We start from the raw sequence: 16,573 nt of genomic DNA on the forward strand, positions 1-16,573 counted from the left end.
TTCTTAGTCCATAGCTTCTTAGTCCATTACTTCTTAGTCCATTACTTCTTAGTCCATTACTTCTTAGTCCGTTACTTCTTAGTCCATTATTTCTTAGTTCACTATTTCTTAGTTCACTATTTCTTAGTTCACTACTTCTTTAAAATAACCCAGATTCGTGTATAAATTGAGGAATTGCTATTAACTTTTCAGAATCCGCAGTTCCTTTTTCCTATACTGAAAAGAAAAAAGATAGAAGTACTCTCTCGAAAATAGTATTTGTTTTTACTGTAAAAAGTTAAAAATAAGATTTGCTGCTTCGTAAAGGTCACTATTCAGGAAAAGCCTCACAACATTTGACGTTGTAAGGCTTTACCACATTCCTGGTTAGCAGCTATCCTTAATTATTCTTTTATCGGAATTCTCATTTTGTAGAATGAACGCCAGACAAAGACCAGACCAATCACCAGGAATACGCCACCTGCATAGGGAGCGATATTTCGGAAGGACTCGGAAATAGCGATCTCCATAGCTAACAGGCCAAATAGCGTGGTAAACTTGATGATTGGGTTGAGGGCAACCGAGGAAGTATCTTTAAAAGGATCGCCTACAGTATCGCCCACCACAGTGGCTTCATGTAAATCGGTGCCTTTTTCCTGCAGATCTACTTCCACTACTTTTTTGGCATTGTCCCAGCATCCTCCGGCATTTGCCATGAACACGGCCTGGAACAGTCCGAATACTGCAATGGAAATAAGATAGGAAACAAAAAGCGCCACAGAATCATTTCCGGCTACTGGAGCAGAGAGACAGGAAAATGCCAGGGTAAAGGAAAATATGACGATAAATATATTGAACATGCCCTGCTGTGCATACTGGGTGCATATCTTTACCACTTCTTTTGATTTCTCCGTGGATGCCTTCTGGCTGGCGTTTTCATCCAGCTGGATGTTTTCCTTGATGTATTCAACCGCCCTGTAGGCTCCTGTAGTTACGGCCTGGATTGATGCCCCGGTAAACCAGTAAATTACACAGCCGCCTGCTAATAATCCGAAGATTGTATAGGGATTGAGCAGGGTCAGGATTTCTTCAGGTTGTACTCCAAGCACATCTCTAATAACAAGAACCATAGAGAAGATCATCGTTGTGGCACCAACAACAGCTGTACCTATTAAAACCGGTTTGGCTGTAGCCTTAAAAGTATTTCCTGCTCCATCGTTGGCTTCCAAATAATGTTTGGCTTTATCGAAATCGGGTTTGAAGTTGAATTCTTTCTTGATCTGATCCTTTACTTTGGGAATGGTCTCTATAAGTGACAGCTCGTAAATGGATTGGGCGTTGTCCGTTACCGGCCCATAACTGTCAACTGCTATGGTAACAGGGCCCATGCCCAGCATCCCGAAAGCTACCAGGCCGAATGCGAATATGGAGGGATAAATCATTATCTCGCTCAAGCCATACCCGCTGGCATAATAGGCAGCGAACATCAGCAAGAAGAAGACCATACCGATCCAGAATGAGCTGAAGTTACCTGCAACCAGTCCGGAAAGGATGTTAAGAGACGGGCCACCTTCTCGGGAAGCTTTGACAACTTCAGCTACGTGTTTGGAATTCGGACTGGTAAAGAGTTTGGTAAATTCGGGAATTAAAGCCGCTCCCAGGGTACCGCAGCTTATTATTACTGAGAGTACCAGCCAGAGATTCTCCAACTCGGCAGGCACTCCGGAGTTAGGTCCCAAGATGTAATAGCTTACGGCAAAGGTTCCAATTATAGAAAAAATGGAAGTAATCCATATTAGACTGGTAAGAGGCTGTTCAAAATCAAAATCATCTTTGCCGCCGAATCTTGCCTGGCTGAGTGCCCTGTTGATGTAGAAAGAGACTACGGAGGTAATGATCATGAGTATACGCATGACAAAGATCCAGGTAAGCAGGATGCCGGTCAGGTCAGGCTGTACAGCCAGAACTATGAAGGAAACGAGAGCGACTCCGGTTACACCATAAGTTTCGAATCCGTCTGCTGTTGGCCCTACGCTGTCACCCGCATTATCTCCGGTGCAGTCGGCAATAACACCGGGATTACGCGGATCATCTTCCTTTATCCCAAAAACTATTTTCATCAGGTCGGAGCCAATATCGGCGATCTTGGTGAATATCCCGCCTGCAATACGTAAGGCGCTGGCTCCTAGAGATTCTCCGATTGCAAAGCCTATAAAGCTTGATCCGGCCAGTTCTCTAGGAACAAACAGCAGTATAATTAACATCATTATTAGCTCAACGCAGACCAGAAGTACGCCTATGCTCATCCCAGCGTCAAGAGCAATATTTAATAGTTTCAGGGGTTTTTTCTCCAGTGAAACAAATGCGGTTCTGCTGTTAGCCAGGGTATTCATACGAATTCCGTACCAGGCAACAGTGTAAGAACCCAGTATCCCTAAAATGGTCCAGGCCAGGATGAGCAATACTCCGCTCAGAGGCATTTTCTGAAGGAAGCCGAAGTAAAAGGCTATACACAGGCCGATAAAAACAAATAATATACACAGCAGTTTACCCTGCTGGATAAGATAGGTTTTACAGGTCTCGTAAATTATGTCGGCCACGTCCAGCATGGATTGATGGGCCCTGATTTTTTTCACCTTCATAAACTGGTAAAGACCAAAAAGCATACCTAATACACAGACTACGATACCCCAGAGCAGCAAATTGTTTTGCTCCTGGCTTAAATTCGGAATTTTAAGAGTCGCCTCACTGGCAGCTGCTATTGCCGGTGTTAGCGACATTAAGGCCAGGCAAAAAAGGCTGTCTAGTGTTGCCTTGACCACCTTATTTTTGGTTATAATCTCCATTTAGCCGATCACTTCTCTCATCACATTTTTGACAAATAAATTGGTTAAAGGTTAATTTCAACGAAAGTGTAAGCGATTATCTTTACGGTTTTGTGAACTTTGTGGGAATTTAGGGTCTTTTAAATGCGTTGCACCTATATCTGCCCTTCTCCAGTATACCTTAAAATCCAAAGTGTTATTTCTATTCTAGTAGATAACTTAGACTGAAATTTCAGGCTTTTTTTGATTCTTGTATTATGAGTCAGAGTGCATATCTGCACTACTACAATGCAACTCACGACAAGGCCTTCAAAAATAAGTCTTAAGTCTATTATTTGATCTGCATTATTACTGATGCGCCTCATAATGGAATTACCCAAAGGGAAAGGTGTACAAGGTAATTCACGACGTACTCTTTGTCGCAAAGAGTATGAGTATGCACATTAAAGGAATTGTAATGCACATCAAAGGAATTATAGTAGTGATAGGTACTCATGATAGCAAAGTCAGCTCTAAAACTAACTTATAAACGTTCATGAGTCCTGAATCTATCATTTAATCCGGCTCGCAATTTTTTGATAATAAATTGTGAAGTAAACTGAATTTGAATTATTAAAGCCTGATTTTGACAAAAGCGTAATCAGTTGCTTATATATAAGTATTTTTACCTTTGTCTGAGCGAGGACTTTTAAATTATTATAATAATTTAGAAATTTTCCTGATTGTATATTTCCAATCTGAGATCCAAACAAGATACAAATATATAACATGTTAGTTAGACAATTTAAAGAAATGGAACTGCGGTAATAGGAGTTTGCTGGGAGATAAGCCCTCGGTATTCTACAGTTTAACGGGATCGTTTCACGGTTTTTCATTTAAGTTCCTATCTACGTTTTGTCAGTTAAGTTACTAGATATATAAAGATATCGACAAACTTCTGATAGAAAAAAGCAGTTCTATTTGTAAATTGCATTTTTTAAATATTTATATACCTATTCAGCAAGGTAATAAGTTTCCGGGTTCCTATACAAAACCATAAAAACAAAATTTTTTATCAGTCATTTGATTGATCGTTTTCGAGCAGCCCGGTTGAAGTAGTAATTCCTCGTCCTGCATACCCTGCACCTGGTTCAGTCCCTTCAGATTCCATATACTTTATGTCGCCAAAGCCCGGATACAAGGCAGTCTCAAGGTGAACTCCTTCACCTCCTTCATTTCTCAATGTATAAGGTACAGTCTTCAGGTTCAGATCACCAAGCAGCATTCTGATGGAATCTGCTTGCTGGTCGCGACCTACAAGCAAAATTTTATTATCCACGGTCGAAAGGGCTGCAGTAAGATTTTGAGTGGTAGTGGATATTCCGATTTTACCTTTTCTATAGATTGCGGTCTGTTTCATTTTTTTACCTTGGTTCTTATTTATCTCTATTTTGAAAATTAGGAAACCGGTAACCGTTGTACCATGTAATAGTATTTATAATTTTCCAATATTTGTAGTTTATATTACTTTTTGATAATTTTTGATTAATATGATTAAAGAAAGCCGTTGTACTATGTCCTTTTTCAACAATATTGTTAAAAAAGAAAAATGTAACTTTTAAAATTAGTTCCGAAACTCAACCTTGCTTCTTCAAACATAGTATTAGGAATAATTAAGCGAGTTTTAGACTTTGAAAATTAAAAAATCGGAAGAATAAAAAGTTGAAAGAAAAATTACAAAAGTTAAAAGGAAAAAATTACTATCCATATTTTTTCGGTCAAACTACAAAATAGACAGGCAAAAGTTAAACAGGTCAGGAGAGGTCAGTTAACTCCCCTTACCTGCAGTAGCTGGAACTCAATCTCATCCGGGACTGTAGCCAGGAATATAAAAGTATTGTACCCGAGTTTCTGAACTTCTTTAATTGCATTTGCCTGAACTTCACTCAAATCCCTTGTATCGCTTACAATGCAGAAAGATTTCCGGTTTCCTGTATTTACAAGGAAATTAAAAGCACTTCCATGTGTATTCAAGAACGTAACAAAATTTTTAAGTTCTTCCCAGGTACTGCACATGTGAATGTACTTAGATCCCATGTTTTCCACGTACCAGTCCCTGCTTACGTAAGAGTAGGAAGCATACTGTTCATTCAGCTCATCAAAAGCTTTGAGGATTTTGTTAATATCTTTCCTCAAATTTACCCATTTCCAGCTCTGTGTTGTAAAATAACGGGCTGCCACTATTTCAAAAATTGCCTGTTTATCTTCATCTTCGAGTCTCATTCTTTCACTTCTTTGTTTTGTCTGTGCTTTTACACTCAGAACGCATCGTCCTGAGCATAACTTCGGTTAAACTGCAAGGAAAGTTCTGCTTTTTCCAGTTCCCTTCCCAAATATGCGGCATGATCCAGACGAGAGACCAATTTCAGTTCAAGCAGTGTATCCATAACCTCTCTGGCGTTTTTTCCCACAACTGAGGTATTCTCGTGTTCAGCTACAATAAACCCGCCTTTTCCACTTATTCTGTCAGCTACTGTAAGGATGCGGATAGGACCTGCAGGATCTATACGCCAACCTTTTGAAGACCTGGCTTGAATAGCATTTTCCGGAAGTGGAGACTCCGGTCTCCTGCGCTTTTCTTTAATGCAGAGGAGATCAAGCCCGAGGTCTTTTGGTGAACTTTCTCTTATATCGGAAAGCATCATCATCTCAGAAGCCCTTTTCAGCTCCGCAATCGAACCCTGTGCCTTGTCACTGAACTCGGGGGTGAAAAGTATGCTTGCTCCGACCTCTACACCTATTCCACAAAGTACGGCATTAACTCCTATAGTATCCACATCCATAAGCTCAGTGACATTGCCAACACCTAAGAACAATGGAATTTCAGGGTACATTCTGTGAAACTCATGAAAACGTACAATGGATTCGGTTATATTATGACCCACCGGATCAAGCACAGGATCGGCTATAATTTTCTCAATTCCAAGCCTGCGGGCAACTTCGACATTTCTTATAAGGCTTTCCAGACTTCTTTCCTCATCAGGAATTATAACGGCTGCAATTCCTGCCCTGGCAATGATCGGACCTGCGGTCTCAAGATTCGTACTGTTGAGACTCAGGACAAGGTCTGCTCCTGCTTTTACTCCTTCTCTAATCAGTTCGGAGTCAAGGGTATCTATGCTTACCGGAGTATCCGTAATAGTCTTTGCAAAGGATACAGCTCTTTTAGCCTGCTCCGGAAGGGTATTAAGGGTAGCTCCAAGATCGATTACATCTGCTCCCCGAGCGATGAAAGCTTCGATTTTTGCCTGGAGTGCAGGAGGGTCCATTTCCAAAGCCCCCACAATTTCTCCCATAACCTTCATGCGAGCCTTTCCTCCGAGTTTTACACCTCTGAGCGTAAAAGGAGAGGAAGCTTCTTCTTCGTGTTTCTTTATTAACTCAAGAGCTATCTCTTTTCGAACGTCAGCAAGGAGTTCACATGCAGGGATTTTGTCGGAAAATTCAACTTTTCCGATAAAGGAGAGCACAAAGCCAAGATCATAAGCGTGCTTTGGTCCAAGCCGGATTTTACACCCCAACACGTCGGAAGCTTTTGAAAAATCTCCTGCTACAAGCCCTGGAAGCAGAATAAGGTCATACACTTTCGGAAGCTTAGCTTCCTGAAATATTTTAATTAGTTTTTTAGGAGTGATGAAGGCAGCAATATCAATATTGGCTACGAGGACATCGGCTTTTTCCCCGATTGCTTTCCTGACGGTACTTTCCGCAAGCCGCCCTGTTGCAATCAAAATTTCCATGTTTTTTAGATAGAAGCACTAATAAAAAAGAGTATCTGTTTAAAACTCATCGGTATAAAAAGTGTAAAAAGTGAAAAGCCCTAATTTTTTAATTTTAAGAATCAGGACTTTTACCTGGGCCTGATTTAATTTATAAAATCAATGATTGAATCGTCATGTTTCTTTCTAAGGGACCCTGAAGAAGTCCTTAATCTGTCTGCCGTTACTCTTCCGAACCTTCTTTCCTTTATGGAGTCAGCATCGGTTCTGGATTCAAGAATTCCGGCTTCTGCCTGAGGGCCCAGGATCTGGGCAGACTGCACACCTGTCATTATGGCCATTACCCTGACCTTACCTTCATAGTCTTCCCTGATCCTTGCACCCCAGATGACATTTGCACTTGGAGAAAGTTCATAGGTAAGCATTGATGCTATCTCTTCGGCTTCCTTAAGGCTCAGGTCAGGCCCACCGGTTACATGGACAAGACTTCCGGTTGCTCCCTTGTAATCAACGTCAAGCAGAGGGTGATTTAGAGCAGTACGCACCACTTCAGTGCTCTTATCCTGATTTTTTGATTCGCCTACAAGCATAACTGCAACCCCGCCACAACTCATGATAGTCCTGATATCGGCATAGTCAAGGTTTATCAGGGAGGGCACTGTGATGGTCTCTGTAATTCCCTTTACGGTCTCGGCAATTAGCTGGTCCATTACGGAAAAAGCCTGATCTATAGGAAGATTTGGCACATAATTAAGCAGCCTGTTATTATCAAGGACAATTACGGTATCGGCTGCCCTGCGCAGATCTTCAAGACCTTCTTCGGCTTTGAAAATCCTGGCTCTTTCAACTCTAAAGGGACTTGAAACCATTCCTACAACAATTGCTCCCTGCTCTTTTTCTACTTCGGCAACTACAGGGGCAACTCCCGTACCGGTACCTCCACCTAATCCTGCAGTGATGAAAACCAGGTCAACATCCTTTAACACTTCTTCAAGTGTGCCCCTTGCAAGTTCTGCAGCTTTCTTTCCTGTCTCGGGGTAACCGCCTGCTCCCAATCCCCGAGTGAGAGTTTTTCCCACAAGGATCTTCTTGTCAGCTCTTACATTGTCAAGATGCTGCTTGTCGGTATTAATACAGACCGTTTCTGCACCTTCGATTCCCATGTTATATAGACGGTTTACAGTGTTGTTTCCGGCACCGCCACATCCAATAATCATGATTCGGGGCTGTCCGAAATCTTCAAAATCATTATCAGAGGAAGAATTCTTCCGATATTCTTTCTCTTTTTCACTGAATTTCATTGCTTCCTGTACAAATGACTGCACTTCTATCCCCTCGACTGGATTTGTGTCTGATTCTTACATTTGACTCCCCACCCGTTACATCGGGGGTCACATATCTTTCAATACTCTGAGTAGAGTTATGCGATAACTTTCAAAGTCTATTAAAGTTTTTCATCCGTCATCTTTAATAAGTTGGCACTCTGCCGAACTTAAACATTTCGGACTTATTTAAATGGTATTCTTAAATTGTTTATCAAGTTTAAATATGTCACCCATAACTCTCATATACTCACTCTTTTACTACCTTTAGCATTAAATTCTCAAAGATGAAGGGTGAGGGACTGCCAAAATGTTTATATATAGTAATATGACTTATTATAGAAAGTTTTATTGTCCCACAGCAAAATTCTCCTGATTATCCAAGTCAGGGCAATTTTCACATCTTCTTTTCTTCTTCTTTTCTTATTCTTTTATGCCATGCTTGATTTCAGGGACTAACACTACTATCCTGCCATTGGTTTTTGATAAAACATTCTACTAGATTGTTGCAATTAAATTGGACTGTTTATATTATTACTTTTAACTAGAATTACCTCTTAAAAACTGTTTCGGTATTGTTCCAGAATTTGGGAGCTCTTGCTTGATTTTTCAATTAATGCTTTTTAAAATAATATAAATATTTCTATATTTATAGTCACCAGGTTTTCTCCTAAACTTTATTTGTATAGAAAACTTTGAATCAATTTATTTAGTGTATATTTTGGGAAGTACGTTAAAAATATAAATCTATTAAATTATAATTTTAGTAAACTATAATTCAGTTAAACTATAACTCTATTCGGAATTTCAGGGAAAATTTTAAGGCTTCAAAGCCATTTTCACCTTAATCCTCAGGAATCTCAGCTAACTTAACCCAGAAATTTTAATTTCCTAATCACCAAGCTTGTAATTTTGGAGTCAAAACCGTGTTAAAGGCATTAATTTTCGATATGGATGGCGTTCTCGTGGACTCTATGCCCTTCCATGCAGCGGCCTGGAAAAAAGCTTTCCTTGATATGGGCATGGAAATCCAGGACAAGGATGTTTATGCAATTGAAGGCTCAAATCCCAAAAACGGACTTCCCTTGCTTATTCAAAAAGCCAGAAAAGAACCAGAAGCATATGATTTCGAAACAATCACCTCAATCTACAGGAAAGAATTCAAACGGATCTTTGAGCTGAAAGCTTTCGATGGAATGAAAGAGTGCCTTGAAGTTCTTAAAGGGCGTTTCCTGCTCTCAGTAGTCTCGGGCTCTGACCATCTTATTGTTCACGAGATTATTGACCAGCTTTTCCCTGGTATATTTGATATTGTAGTTACAGGAGACGATATTAAGAACCCAAAGCCCCATCCCGATCCTTTTATTAAAGCTGTCGAACTCCTGAATGTGCAGCCTGAAGAATGTATTGTAATAGAAAATGCCATTCTGGGTGTAGAAGCTGCAAAAAAAGCCGAAATTTACTGTATAGGAGTTCCCACATATCTGGAGCCTTCACAGCTTGACAGAGCAGACCTTGTGGTAGGAGATCACAGACAGTTAATACAACATCTTCTAAGTATTGAACCAGATCACGGGTTCAAGATATGAAAAAGTTTAGTAATTTCTTCAAAAAAGAACTGGACCCCGAATGGGGTCACAGTAACCTTACGGTTTCAAGGTTTGTAAGTGCCCGCGTCTCAATCTTCAGTTTCTTGTAAACCGAACTTGCCAGGTCAACACAGGCCTTTTCATCCCCATGCTCGGTAAATACCCTTTCCGGGCGAGGCTGCATTCTCTTGATGTAATCCATAAGCTGCCTCCTATCGGAGTGGCCTGAGAAACCATCAACTACCTGGACTTCCATGTTTAACTTGAGGATCTCAGTGCTTCCGCCCTTTCCTGCCATAGGAATTTCTTTCCATCCTTTCTGGATTCTACGCCCGATTGTTCCATCGGCCTGGTACCCTACAAACACCAGAGAATTGCGTGGGTCATCAGCAAAGGCTTTGAAATATTCCATAACCGGCCCTCCGTTCATCATGCCCGAGGTCGCGAGAATAACACAAGGATGCGGGCTCTGAATTATCTTCTGGCGCATGTCGTGAGAATCAACAGGCTTGAAGCATTCGGACAGGAAGGGGTTCTGGCCTTTCTGGAAGATAAGTTTTCTCAGATCGTTGTTCAAGTATTCGGGATGTGTAGCATGAATTGCCGTTGCTTCCCAGATCATTCCATCCAGATAGACCGGAACTTCAGGAATCAACCCTTTTCTTATAGACTCTTCAAGCACTATCATAACTTCCTGGCTTCGACCTACTGCAAAAGCCGGGATGATGCAAATTCCTCCCCTTTCTACAGTGTTCTTAACTACCATCTGCAGGTGTCTCTCGGCGTCCTTAAGTGAGGGCTGGAAAGCATTAGAATTCCCATAAGTAGCTTCACTTATAACAGTTTCAACTCTTGGGAACTTATTGACAGCAGGATCAAAAAGCCGTGTCTTCTCATATTTGTAGTCTCCCGTAAAGACGACGTTATGGAGGCCGTCTCCAATATGGAAGTGAGAAATAGCCGATCCCAGAATATGCCCTGCATTATGGAAAGTCAATTTGATATCAGGGGCAATATCCGTTACTTCCTCGTAGTCCAGAGGAATTGTGTGCTTGAGAGTTTTTGCTACCATGCCTGACTCGTAGGGAATCTTCTTCCCTTCTTTTGCTGCCACATCGATGTAGTCCAGCTGGAGCAGCACCATCAAGTCCCGCGTTGGAGGCGTACAGTAGACAGGCCCTTCATACCCGTATTTGAAAAGCAAAGGAACAAGCCCCTGATGGTCCAGGTGGGCGTGAGTAACTATCACGGCATCGATCTGATTTAAGGGAAAAACTTCAGGAACATACAGGTAAGGAGTCATGTTTTCGTCCGACCCAACATTGACTCCGCAGTCAATAAGAATTCTGGACTCAGGAGTCGAGAGCAGGAAACAACTTCGTCCCACTTCTTTACATCCCCCAAGAGATGTAACCCTTACCCACTGGTCTTTAGAGGTACACTCCTTGTGAATCTTCCTCCCCACCGATTTAAGGATCTCTTTTCTTTCCTTAAGGTTGGTTCTCATAAATTCCCTAACATTCTTAACCGTACGGGATTTGATAGGGGGAGTCCTCACAACCTTTGGAATCCAGCCAATCTGCTTTGTGATTTCACGAAGGGTAGCTCCATGCTTTCCTATCACAAGACCAGGCTTTTCAGCTTCAATAATTACTTCTCCGGAATCTGGATCAAAATAATAGCTTGAGATTACGGATTCTTTTGGAACAACTTCTTCGATTATAGAAATAGAGTCTTCAGGAGTTGCAAGCACCCTGGGATCAGGGCGCATGGCAATCCGTGTTCTGAGTTCTTTTGCGAGGTTGCGAATAATGTTCCCATCGTCTGCAAATTTTCGGGGCTCTTCGGTATATAGCACAAGCTGAGGCCCTTCAAATTCCACGTCGGTAATTGTAACTCCCGCGGGTAGATTTTTCTCAATTTTGTGTTTGAGGTCTAATAGCACATCTTCAATAGGCATCAAGAATCTTCCTTTTTGTCAAAAAATGAAAAAGTATATGATATTGGAAAAAATAATAGATTGAAAAAGATGTTAGTTTAGTGTTAAAATAAAAAACCAACAGTTTAAGTTATTTAGATAATGAAGTTCTTATGGATTTTATTTCTTCAGGGTCCAGTCTTCTGAACGCCTCCTTAGTAATCACCACTACATCAATGTTTTCTCCGGATGCTGAATCCCTTTTAGTCGCATTGTGGATTGCCCGGATAGCAAGGTCAAGGCCTTCTTTTACAGTCATGTCTTCCCTGTACTGATCTTCAAGTACTCCGTATGCCATGGGAGAACCGGAACCCGTAGCTGAGATCCTTGTCTCTTCAATGCTTCCTCCAAGAGCGTCAAGTGAGTAGATTCCAGGCCCGTTTTTATCAACTCCTCCTATAAGAAGCTGAACCATCATGGGATAGTAACGATTGGCATTTAAGAAGTTTGACATTAAAGTTGCAATACCTTTTATTGTCATCGACTCATTTCTGCGCATCTTGTAGAGCTGTGATTCCACATTTACGAGCCGCACAAGCTGCTGGGCATCCCCTACCGAACCGGCAGTGGTCATTGCTACAAGGTCGTCGATCTGATAAACCTTCTTTGCAGTTTTACTTGCGATGAAATTCCCCATTGTGGCTCTCTGTTCACTTGCGAGCACGATACCATCGGTACAAACTACTCCTACGGTAGTTGTGCCCTTTAGATATTTGTCATTATCCATAAACATACCCTCATGATAAGTTAAAAATGAGAAAATGTCGCTAAAAAAAATGTTTTAGTGAGGTAAGTATTTTTAACTTAAATAGCAGGATTTAGCACTTCATTATCTCATTATTAATATCGCTATATATAAGTTTTCCTTCTCTTTTTTATTGAACGCGTCTAAATTTAAATTCGAAAGAAGATTTGGCAAAACAATTTTATCTCTTTTCGTTTACAGGAGATTCAAAAATCCTGATATCCCGAAAAATAAAAATTTAAAGAAAAAGTCTCTCGACCTCCTCAGCAAGTTTGTTTACTCTCTTAATCACATTTTCAGGTACTTCATGCTTACGCATGAGCTCAGTTCTCTCAGCTATAGTAATCCTGCTCGTTCCCTTAACAAGATTATCGGCATGGGCAACTATTTTTTCCTCAAGGCTTCGTGGGAAATAATCATCCGCCGGAAGCCCTAAACCCCTTGCCTCTTCTTTAGAAATTCCTGCTCCAATATGTCTTTTTATTATTTCGGAAATCTCAGGATCGATTCCCTTGACCGTGGCTAGCCTATACCCTTCTATCGCATGAGCGATTTTATGAGTTTTACACCTCCCTAAATCGTGAAGAAGAGCTCCAACTTCCACCAGTTCCAGGTTTACATTATGCCCTGATGCTTTTGCTTTATTTGCAATCTCAACTGCCAGTGATGCGACTTCCTTACAGTGTTCTATCACATTTGAAGCGCATCCGGTTTCCTCAAGCAACTTTATTGCTTCGACTCGGGTAGTCAAGGCAGATCACTTATACTGAACTGAGAGCATCTACACGCTTTTTCAGGACATCAATAAAATGGGAGTTATCGTAAAAAACCAGGTCTTCTCCACACATGGGGCAGAGAAACTCGGTTTCCGTAGCTTCGTCAAAAAGAAGGCGAACACAACCCTGAGGGCACATATAGAAAACATTGTTTTCTTCGAACTCAAGGCGAGTCTTCAGGTTGCGGAGCAGTTTTTTCTTCTCCTTCATAAGCTGGTGCTCTATGTTAGAAAAATCCAGGCGCCAGAGGTATGTTAACCACCCACTGTTAGAATCTCTTTCCCTACGACATATTGCAAATTTGTTTTCGTTTAATATGAAGAGAGTTCTCCTCACGGTATTCAACAGAACCTCGGTCTTTGCCGCAATTTCTTCATCCGTAACCTCGCCTTCAGGCATTCTTTCAATCATTTGTAGCCCTTCTTCCCCTACAAGGCTAAGGAGGTATCCTCTAATTACCTTGTCATGTATATCGACCAATATGTTCACCTCGCAAATGCCAGTATGAATTGGACATACCAGTATTAAAATTTACATTCCCCTTTTTTGGAAACATTTCATGGAAATATTTCTTACCAGAAATATTTCTTACCAGAAAAATTGAACTTTCTTAACCTTCAATTTTTGTATACTCTAGGCAAACCTAAGGTACCTTCAATTTTTGTATGGTTTTCAATAAAAGCCCTTATCCTGTTTGCCCCTTTTTCAAGCGATAGAACTGCCTCTTCCCTGGTAGAGGTACGCGCAAAAAGGGAAGTAAGAGGCCCATCAGGCTCTACAACAGTTCCCTGGGAGGGGACGTCAGCGCCTTTTTCCCTCAGAATGAGCTCCATGAGTTTTTGATCTATAAAAAGTTCTCGATCCGAGTAGATTACCCCTCGCGCAGCAAAACCTTTGGCTTTGGGTTTCTCAGGGAGTTCTCCTCTAAAGCAGCCAGCATGAGCTTCAAAAAGGTTGATGTTCATCGCCATCTCGACAGTGTCAAGACTTCCCTGGAACCTTGGGTTTATTTCAAGTACTACAGGGCCTTTTTTTGAAGCCAGAAAATCCACTCCGTTTGAACCCAGAAGCCTGAACTCAAGCATAAGTTCTTCAGCAAGAGCTTCCATTTCATCAGCCTGTTCATTCCTGAAAGGAGTTATGTTTCCGCAATAAACAAAGGGCAGCCGTGAAAGCCAGGGTATTCCTATAAGCTGTTCATTAACAGCTACTGACAGAGCTTCGTTCTTTGTAGAAAGCAAGGAAACACTTGAAGGTATTCCTTCCAGAAACTCCTGAATAACAACAGTTTCTTCCTTAAGCTCTGGGTTCAGCCCGTGTAATTCCTCAAGGATAGCTAAAAGCTCCTGTTTACTCCTGGCGATTCGGTTGAAGACTCCTCCTCCACCTGAAATTGGTTTAATCATAACAGGGTATTCCACTGCATCCAGTTCTTCCGGAGAATAGCAGCGTGGATGAGGGATTCCAAGAGCTTCAAGCTTTTTTGAGAGATAAAGTTTGTCTGAGGCCTTCTGCATTGCATCCGGACTGCTGGCAAGTACAGGGCAAGAAAAATCTTTATGGTTAAGCATTTCAAGTCCCGAACCCGGGACAAGTGCATCAAATTCAAGCCCAAACTCAGCCATCTGAGCCTTTATCCTGGAAGTCTTAAGCTGGTGCAGTTCCTGTATGGTTCTACACTCAAGAAACACCGATGCATAGGCGCATTCCCGCAGGTCAAAATCACAGAAAGCGTCTATAGAACAGACCGTATAGCCAGCCCGGCTTGCAGAGCAGACAATGTTTCGGGTGTCAAATCCGATTATAAGGATATTCTGCATGTTTCCTCTTTCCGGACCATTCATTTCGCCTGCGGGATCTCGGAGTGCGACAGCGCAAAGATTCCATATGGGGTCTTCAGAACAGGAATTTCACTTCCTGATTCTGCATTGAACGACATAGGTTTCTTTATGGCTACCGTCTCATAAGTTTCAGGGTCAAGCACCAGAATTGCGTTGTCTTCAATTGAGACCAGCACTGTTAAAACCGCATTCCCCATATTGCCTATTTTCTCTGCTCCTTTTAATTCTTCAGGAGTTGAGATAAATCTTGAGCCGTCCTCAAGGGAGGTTCCGTTAACTTTTTTTCCTGAGCTTTTGATATGAATAATCTTTCCTCTAAACCTTATCACATCCCCAGGCCTGAATTCTGGAAGACGCACAGAGAAAGTAACTCTATAAATATTTTTACCATCTTTCATTCCCACAAGGGTAGGGGATTCGGAAAAGTTGCCTCCAAGCTCGGAAGTGATTAAACGGCAGACCTGCCTGCTGGCATTCATAGAACCCATGTAAAGGTCTATCCCTTCCTTTTGCTCCACTACCTCACTTATAAACGCAAGCCGGTCACCTTTCTTTCTCATGCTGTCCATAGATTCCCTGGCGATGACCATACAGCGTTTTTTCTCTTCTTCGGTAGGAAACCTGCCTGCTGCCCTGATCTGGATAATCGCTTCAAAGTACCCTCCAGACTCTCTGCTGCACATATCGCAAGCTGTCCGCTGAATCCTGACCTCAGTCTCAGCTTCTGCATGCACCGACTCTTTCCTTACAACCGCATCGACTTCGGCTCTCACACGATATATATAAGGCGTAATCTCTCTGGGTTCAAGATAAACTTCCACGTCTCCGGCTTCGTTGTGGATAAAAAGGGCATCTTCTACGGCCTTTAGCATCACATCTTCAATGTTACCAATATCTTCCCACCGGCTTCTATGGAAGTATGCTCCGCAAGCTGAACATATCCTTACATGGAGTACATGGGGCAATTCAATCAATTTGAAGGTCTCAAAAAAGCAGTCCTTGCAAACTGAATCAAAAAGCCTGTAGCATTCTTTGCCGCATCTAGGGCATGTGATAAAATTCATCTTTAATCCTTACTTATAATCTTCTTGGAATAGCAATAGTCGTCTTTTTGAAATAGTAATAATAGTCTTGGAATGTAACAATCTTCCTGAACAATAACCTTCCTTGAAGAATGATTTTTGAAATTCTCAGGAAGGGAAATCTACAATATAAGTTAAGCAATTGACCTAAACTTAAGCAATTGACCTAAACTTAAGCAATTGACCTAAACTTAAGCAATTGACCTGTTAAATCTGCTCATGCTATTTAAAAATAGCTGGATTGCAAATTCTCTTTCATTTTTATTATCCCCAACTTCTAGAATATAAAACCAGCAGAAAATACATGCTATTTATTAAATGAACAGTTTTAACAAGTTTTGATTTAAGAATTCGTTTTAAGACTTAAGAATTTGTTTTAAATAATTATTAAATGAGCTTGTTTTAAACGAATTTATATTAAATGAACATAAAATATATAGTTTAATTACATATATATAAAGTGTATAGATCATATATATGTTTTGTGGATTACTCTCATCCTCAAGAGCCAGAGGTAAACGATTATTTAAAGAACTCTGTAGAAAAAGACTGGAAGCTCAACTTAAAAAAGAAAGTTCCGTGTCAAAATGACACGAACTTATGTTTTTAATTCGCATTCGGACTTATTTCTTCGGAGGCCAGTTCTTTTCCATAAAGCCAGGGAGCCTTCCCGAATCC

Annotated in this window: 12 protein-coding genes; 1 reads left to right on the forward strand and 11 read right to left on the reverse strand. The window is 41.1% G+C overall.

The features are described 5' to 3' along the window. Window positions 1-383 precede the first annotated feature (383 nt). From ASJ81_RS01465 to ftsZ, 5 genes are all read right to left on the reverse strand, one after another. A complete protein-coding gene (locus ASJ81_RS01465) occupies window positions 384-2,825 on the reverse strand; it encodes a sodium-translocating pyrophosphatase (protein WP_095642923.1) in 2,442 nt (813 codons plus the stop codon). Window positions 2,826-3,858: 1,033 nt separating this feature from the next. Beyond that, window positions 3,859-4,203, reverse strand: a complete 345-nt coding sequence (locus ASJ81_RS01470; RefSeq protein ID WP_095642924.1) for a hypothetical protein — start codon at window positions 4,201-4,203, stop codon at window positions 3,859-3,861. A 404-nt stretch (window positions 4,204-4,607) separates the two neighbouring features. Next, entirely contained in the window at window positions 4,608-5,066 is a 459-nt protein-coding gene (locus ASJ81_RS01475) for a hypothetical protein (protein WP_048108931.1), read from the reverse strand. Window positions 5,067-5,101: 35 nt separating this feature from the next. Beyond that, window positions 5,102-6,583, reverse strand: a complete 1,482-nt coding sequence (locus ASJ81_RS01480; protein ID WP_095642925.1) for a dihydropteroate synthase-like protein — start codon at window positions 6,581-6,583, stop codon at window positions 5,102-5,104. Window positions 6,584-6,708: 125 nt separating this feature from the next. Further along, window positions 6,709-7,887, reverse strand: coding sequence for a cell division protein FtsZ (gene ftsZ, locus ASJ81_RS01485; RefSeq protein WP_095642926.1), 1,179 nt, complete (start codon window positions 7,885-7,887; stop codon window positions 6,709-6,711). Between the two features lie 923 nt (window positions 7,888-8,810). Between ftsZ and ASJ81_RS01490 the strand changes: the two genes are divergently transcribed. Then, window positions 8,811-9,473 (forward strand): HAD family hydrolase, encoded by a 663-nt coding sequence (locus ASJ81_RS01490; protein WP_095642927.1) that lies wholly within the window; start codon window positions 8,811-8,813, stop codon window positions 9,471-9,473. 46 nt (window positions 9,474-9,519) lie between these two features. Here ASJ81_RS01490 and ASJ81_RS01495 read toward each other — a convergent pair whose 3' ends face one another. The 6 genes from ASJ81_RS01495 to ASJ81_RS01520 all read right to left on the reverse strand — a co-directional run bounded on the left by ASJ81_RS01495 (window position 9,520) and on the right by ASJ81_RS01520 (window position 15,877). Continuing rightward, complete coding sequence (locus ASJ81_RS01495) at window positions 9,520-11,433, reverse strand: beta-CASP ribonuclease aCPSF1 (RefSeq protein WP_095642928.1); 1,914 nt, start codon at window positions 11,431-11,433, stop codon at window positions 9,520-9,522. Window positions 11,434-11,542: 109 nt separating this feature from the next. Continuing rightward, window positions 11,543-12,178, reverse strand: coding sequence for an archaeal proteasome endopeptidase complex subunit beta (gene psmB / locus ASJ81_RS01500; RefSeq protein ID WP_095642929.1), 636 nt, complete (start codon window positions 12,176-12,178; stop codon window positions 11,543-11,545). A 256-nt stretch (window positions 12,179-12,434) separates the two neighbouring features. Then, window positions 12,435-12,947 (reverse strand): HD domain-containing protein, encoded by a 513-nt coding sequence (locus tag ASJ81_RS01505; RefSeq protein WP_095642930.1) that lies wholly within the window; start codon window positions 12,945-12,947, stop codon window positions 12,435-12,437. Window positions 12,948-12,957: 10 nt separating this feature from the next. Continuing rightward, window positions 12,958-13,452, reverse strand: coding sequence for a transcription factor (locus ASJ81_RS01510; RefSeq protein WP_095642931.1), 495 nt, complete (start codon window positions 13,450-13,452; stop codon window positions 12,958-12,960). Window positions 13,453-13,589: 137 nt separating this feature from the next. Next, complete coding sequence (locus tag ASJ81_RS01515) at window positions 13,590-14,816, reverse strand: ATP-grasp domain-containing protein (RefSeq protein WP_245859693.1); 1,227 nt, start codon at window positions 14,814-14,816, stop codon at window positions 13,590-13,592. Then, window positions 14,813-15,877 (reverse strand): 60S ribosomal export protein NMD3, encoded by a 1,065-nt coding sequence (locus ASJ81_RS01520; protein WP_095642932.1) that lies wholly within the window; start codon window positions 15,875-15,877, stop codon window positions 14,813-14,815. The genes ASJ81_RS01515 and ASJ81_RS01520 overlap by 4 nt, the downstream gene beginning before the upstream one ends. Window positions 15,878-16,573: the final 696 nt, after the last annotated feature.

This window comes from Methanosarcina spelaei, assembly GCF_002287235.1.
Classification (GTDB): domain Archaea; phylum Halobacteriota; class Methanosarcinia; order Methanosarcinales; family Methanosarcinaceae; genus Methanosarcina; species Methanosarcina spelaei.

Bases quoted from the DNA above. Each gene is read 5' to 3' on its own strand.
- ASJ81_RS01520 (WP_095642932.1), bottom strand. From the start codon at position 15,877: ATGAATTTTATCACATGCCCTAGATGCGGCAAAGAATGCTACAGGCTT.
- ASJ81_RS01480 (WP_095642925.1), bottom strand. From the start codon at position 6,583: ATGGAAATTTTGATTGCAACAGGGCGGCTTGCGGAAAGTACCGTCAGG.
- ASJ81_RS01515 (WP_245859693.1), bottom strand. From the start codon at position 14,816: ATGAATGGTCCGGAAAGAGGAAACATGCAGAATATCCTTATAATCGGA.
- ASJ81_RS01475 (WP_048108931.1), bottom strand. From the start codon at position 5,066: ATGAGACTCGAAGATGAAGATAAACAGGCAATTTTTGAAATAGTGGCA.
- ASJ81_RS01495 (WP_095642928.1), bottom strand. From the start codon at position 11,433: ATGCCTATTGAAGATGTGCTATTAGACCTCAAACACAAAATTGAGAAA.
- ASJ81_RS01470 (WP_095642924.1), bottom strand. From the start codon at position 4,203: ATGAAACAGACCGCAATCTATAGAAAAGGTAAAATCGGAATATCCACT.
- ASJ81_RS01465 (WP_095642923.1), bottom strand. From the start codon at position 2,825: ATGGAGATTATAACCAAAAATAAGGTGGTCAAGGCAACACTAGACAGC.
- psmB (WP_095642929.1), bottom strand. From the start codon at position 12,178: ATGGATAATGACAAATATCTAAAGGGCACAACTACCGTAGGAGTAGTT.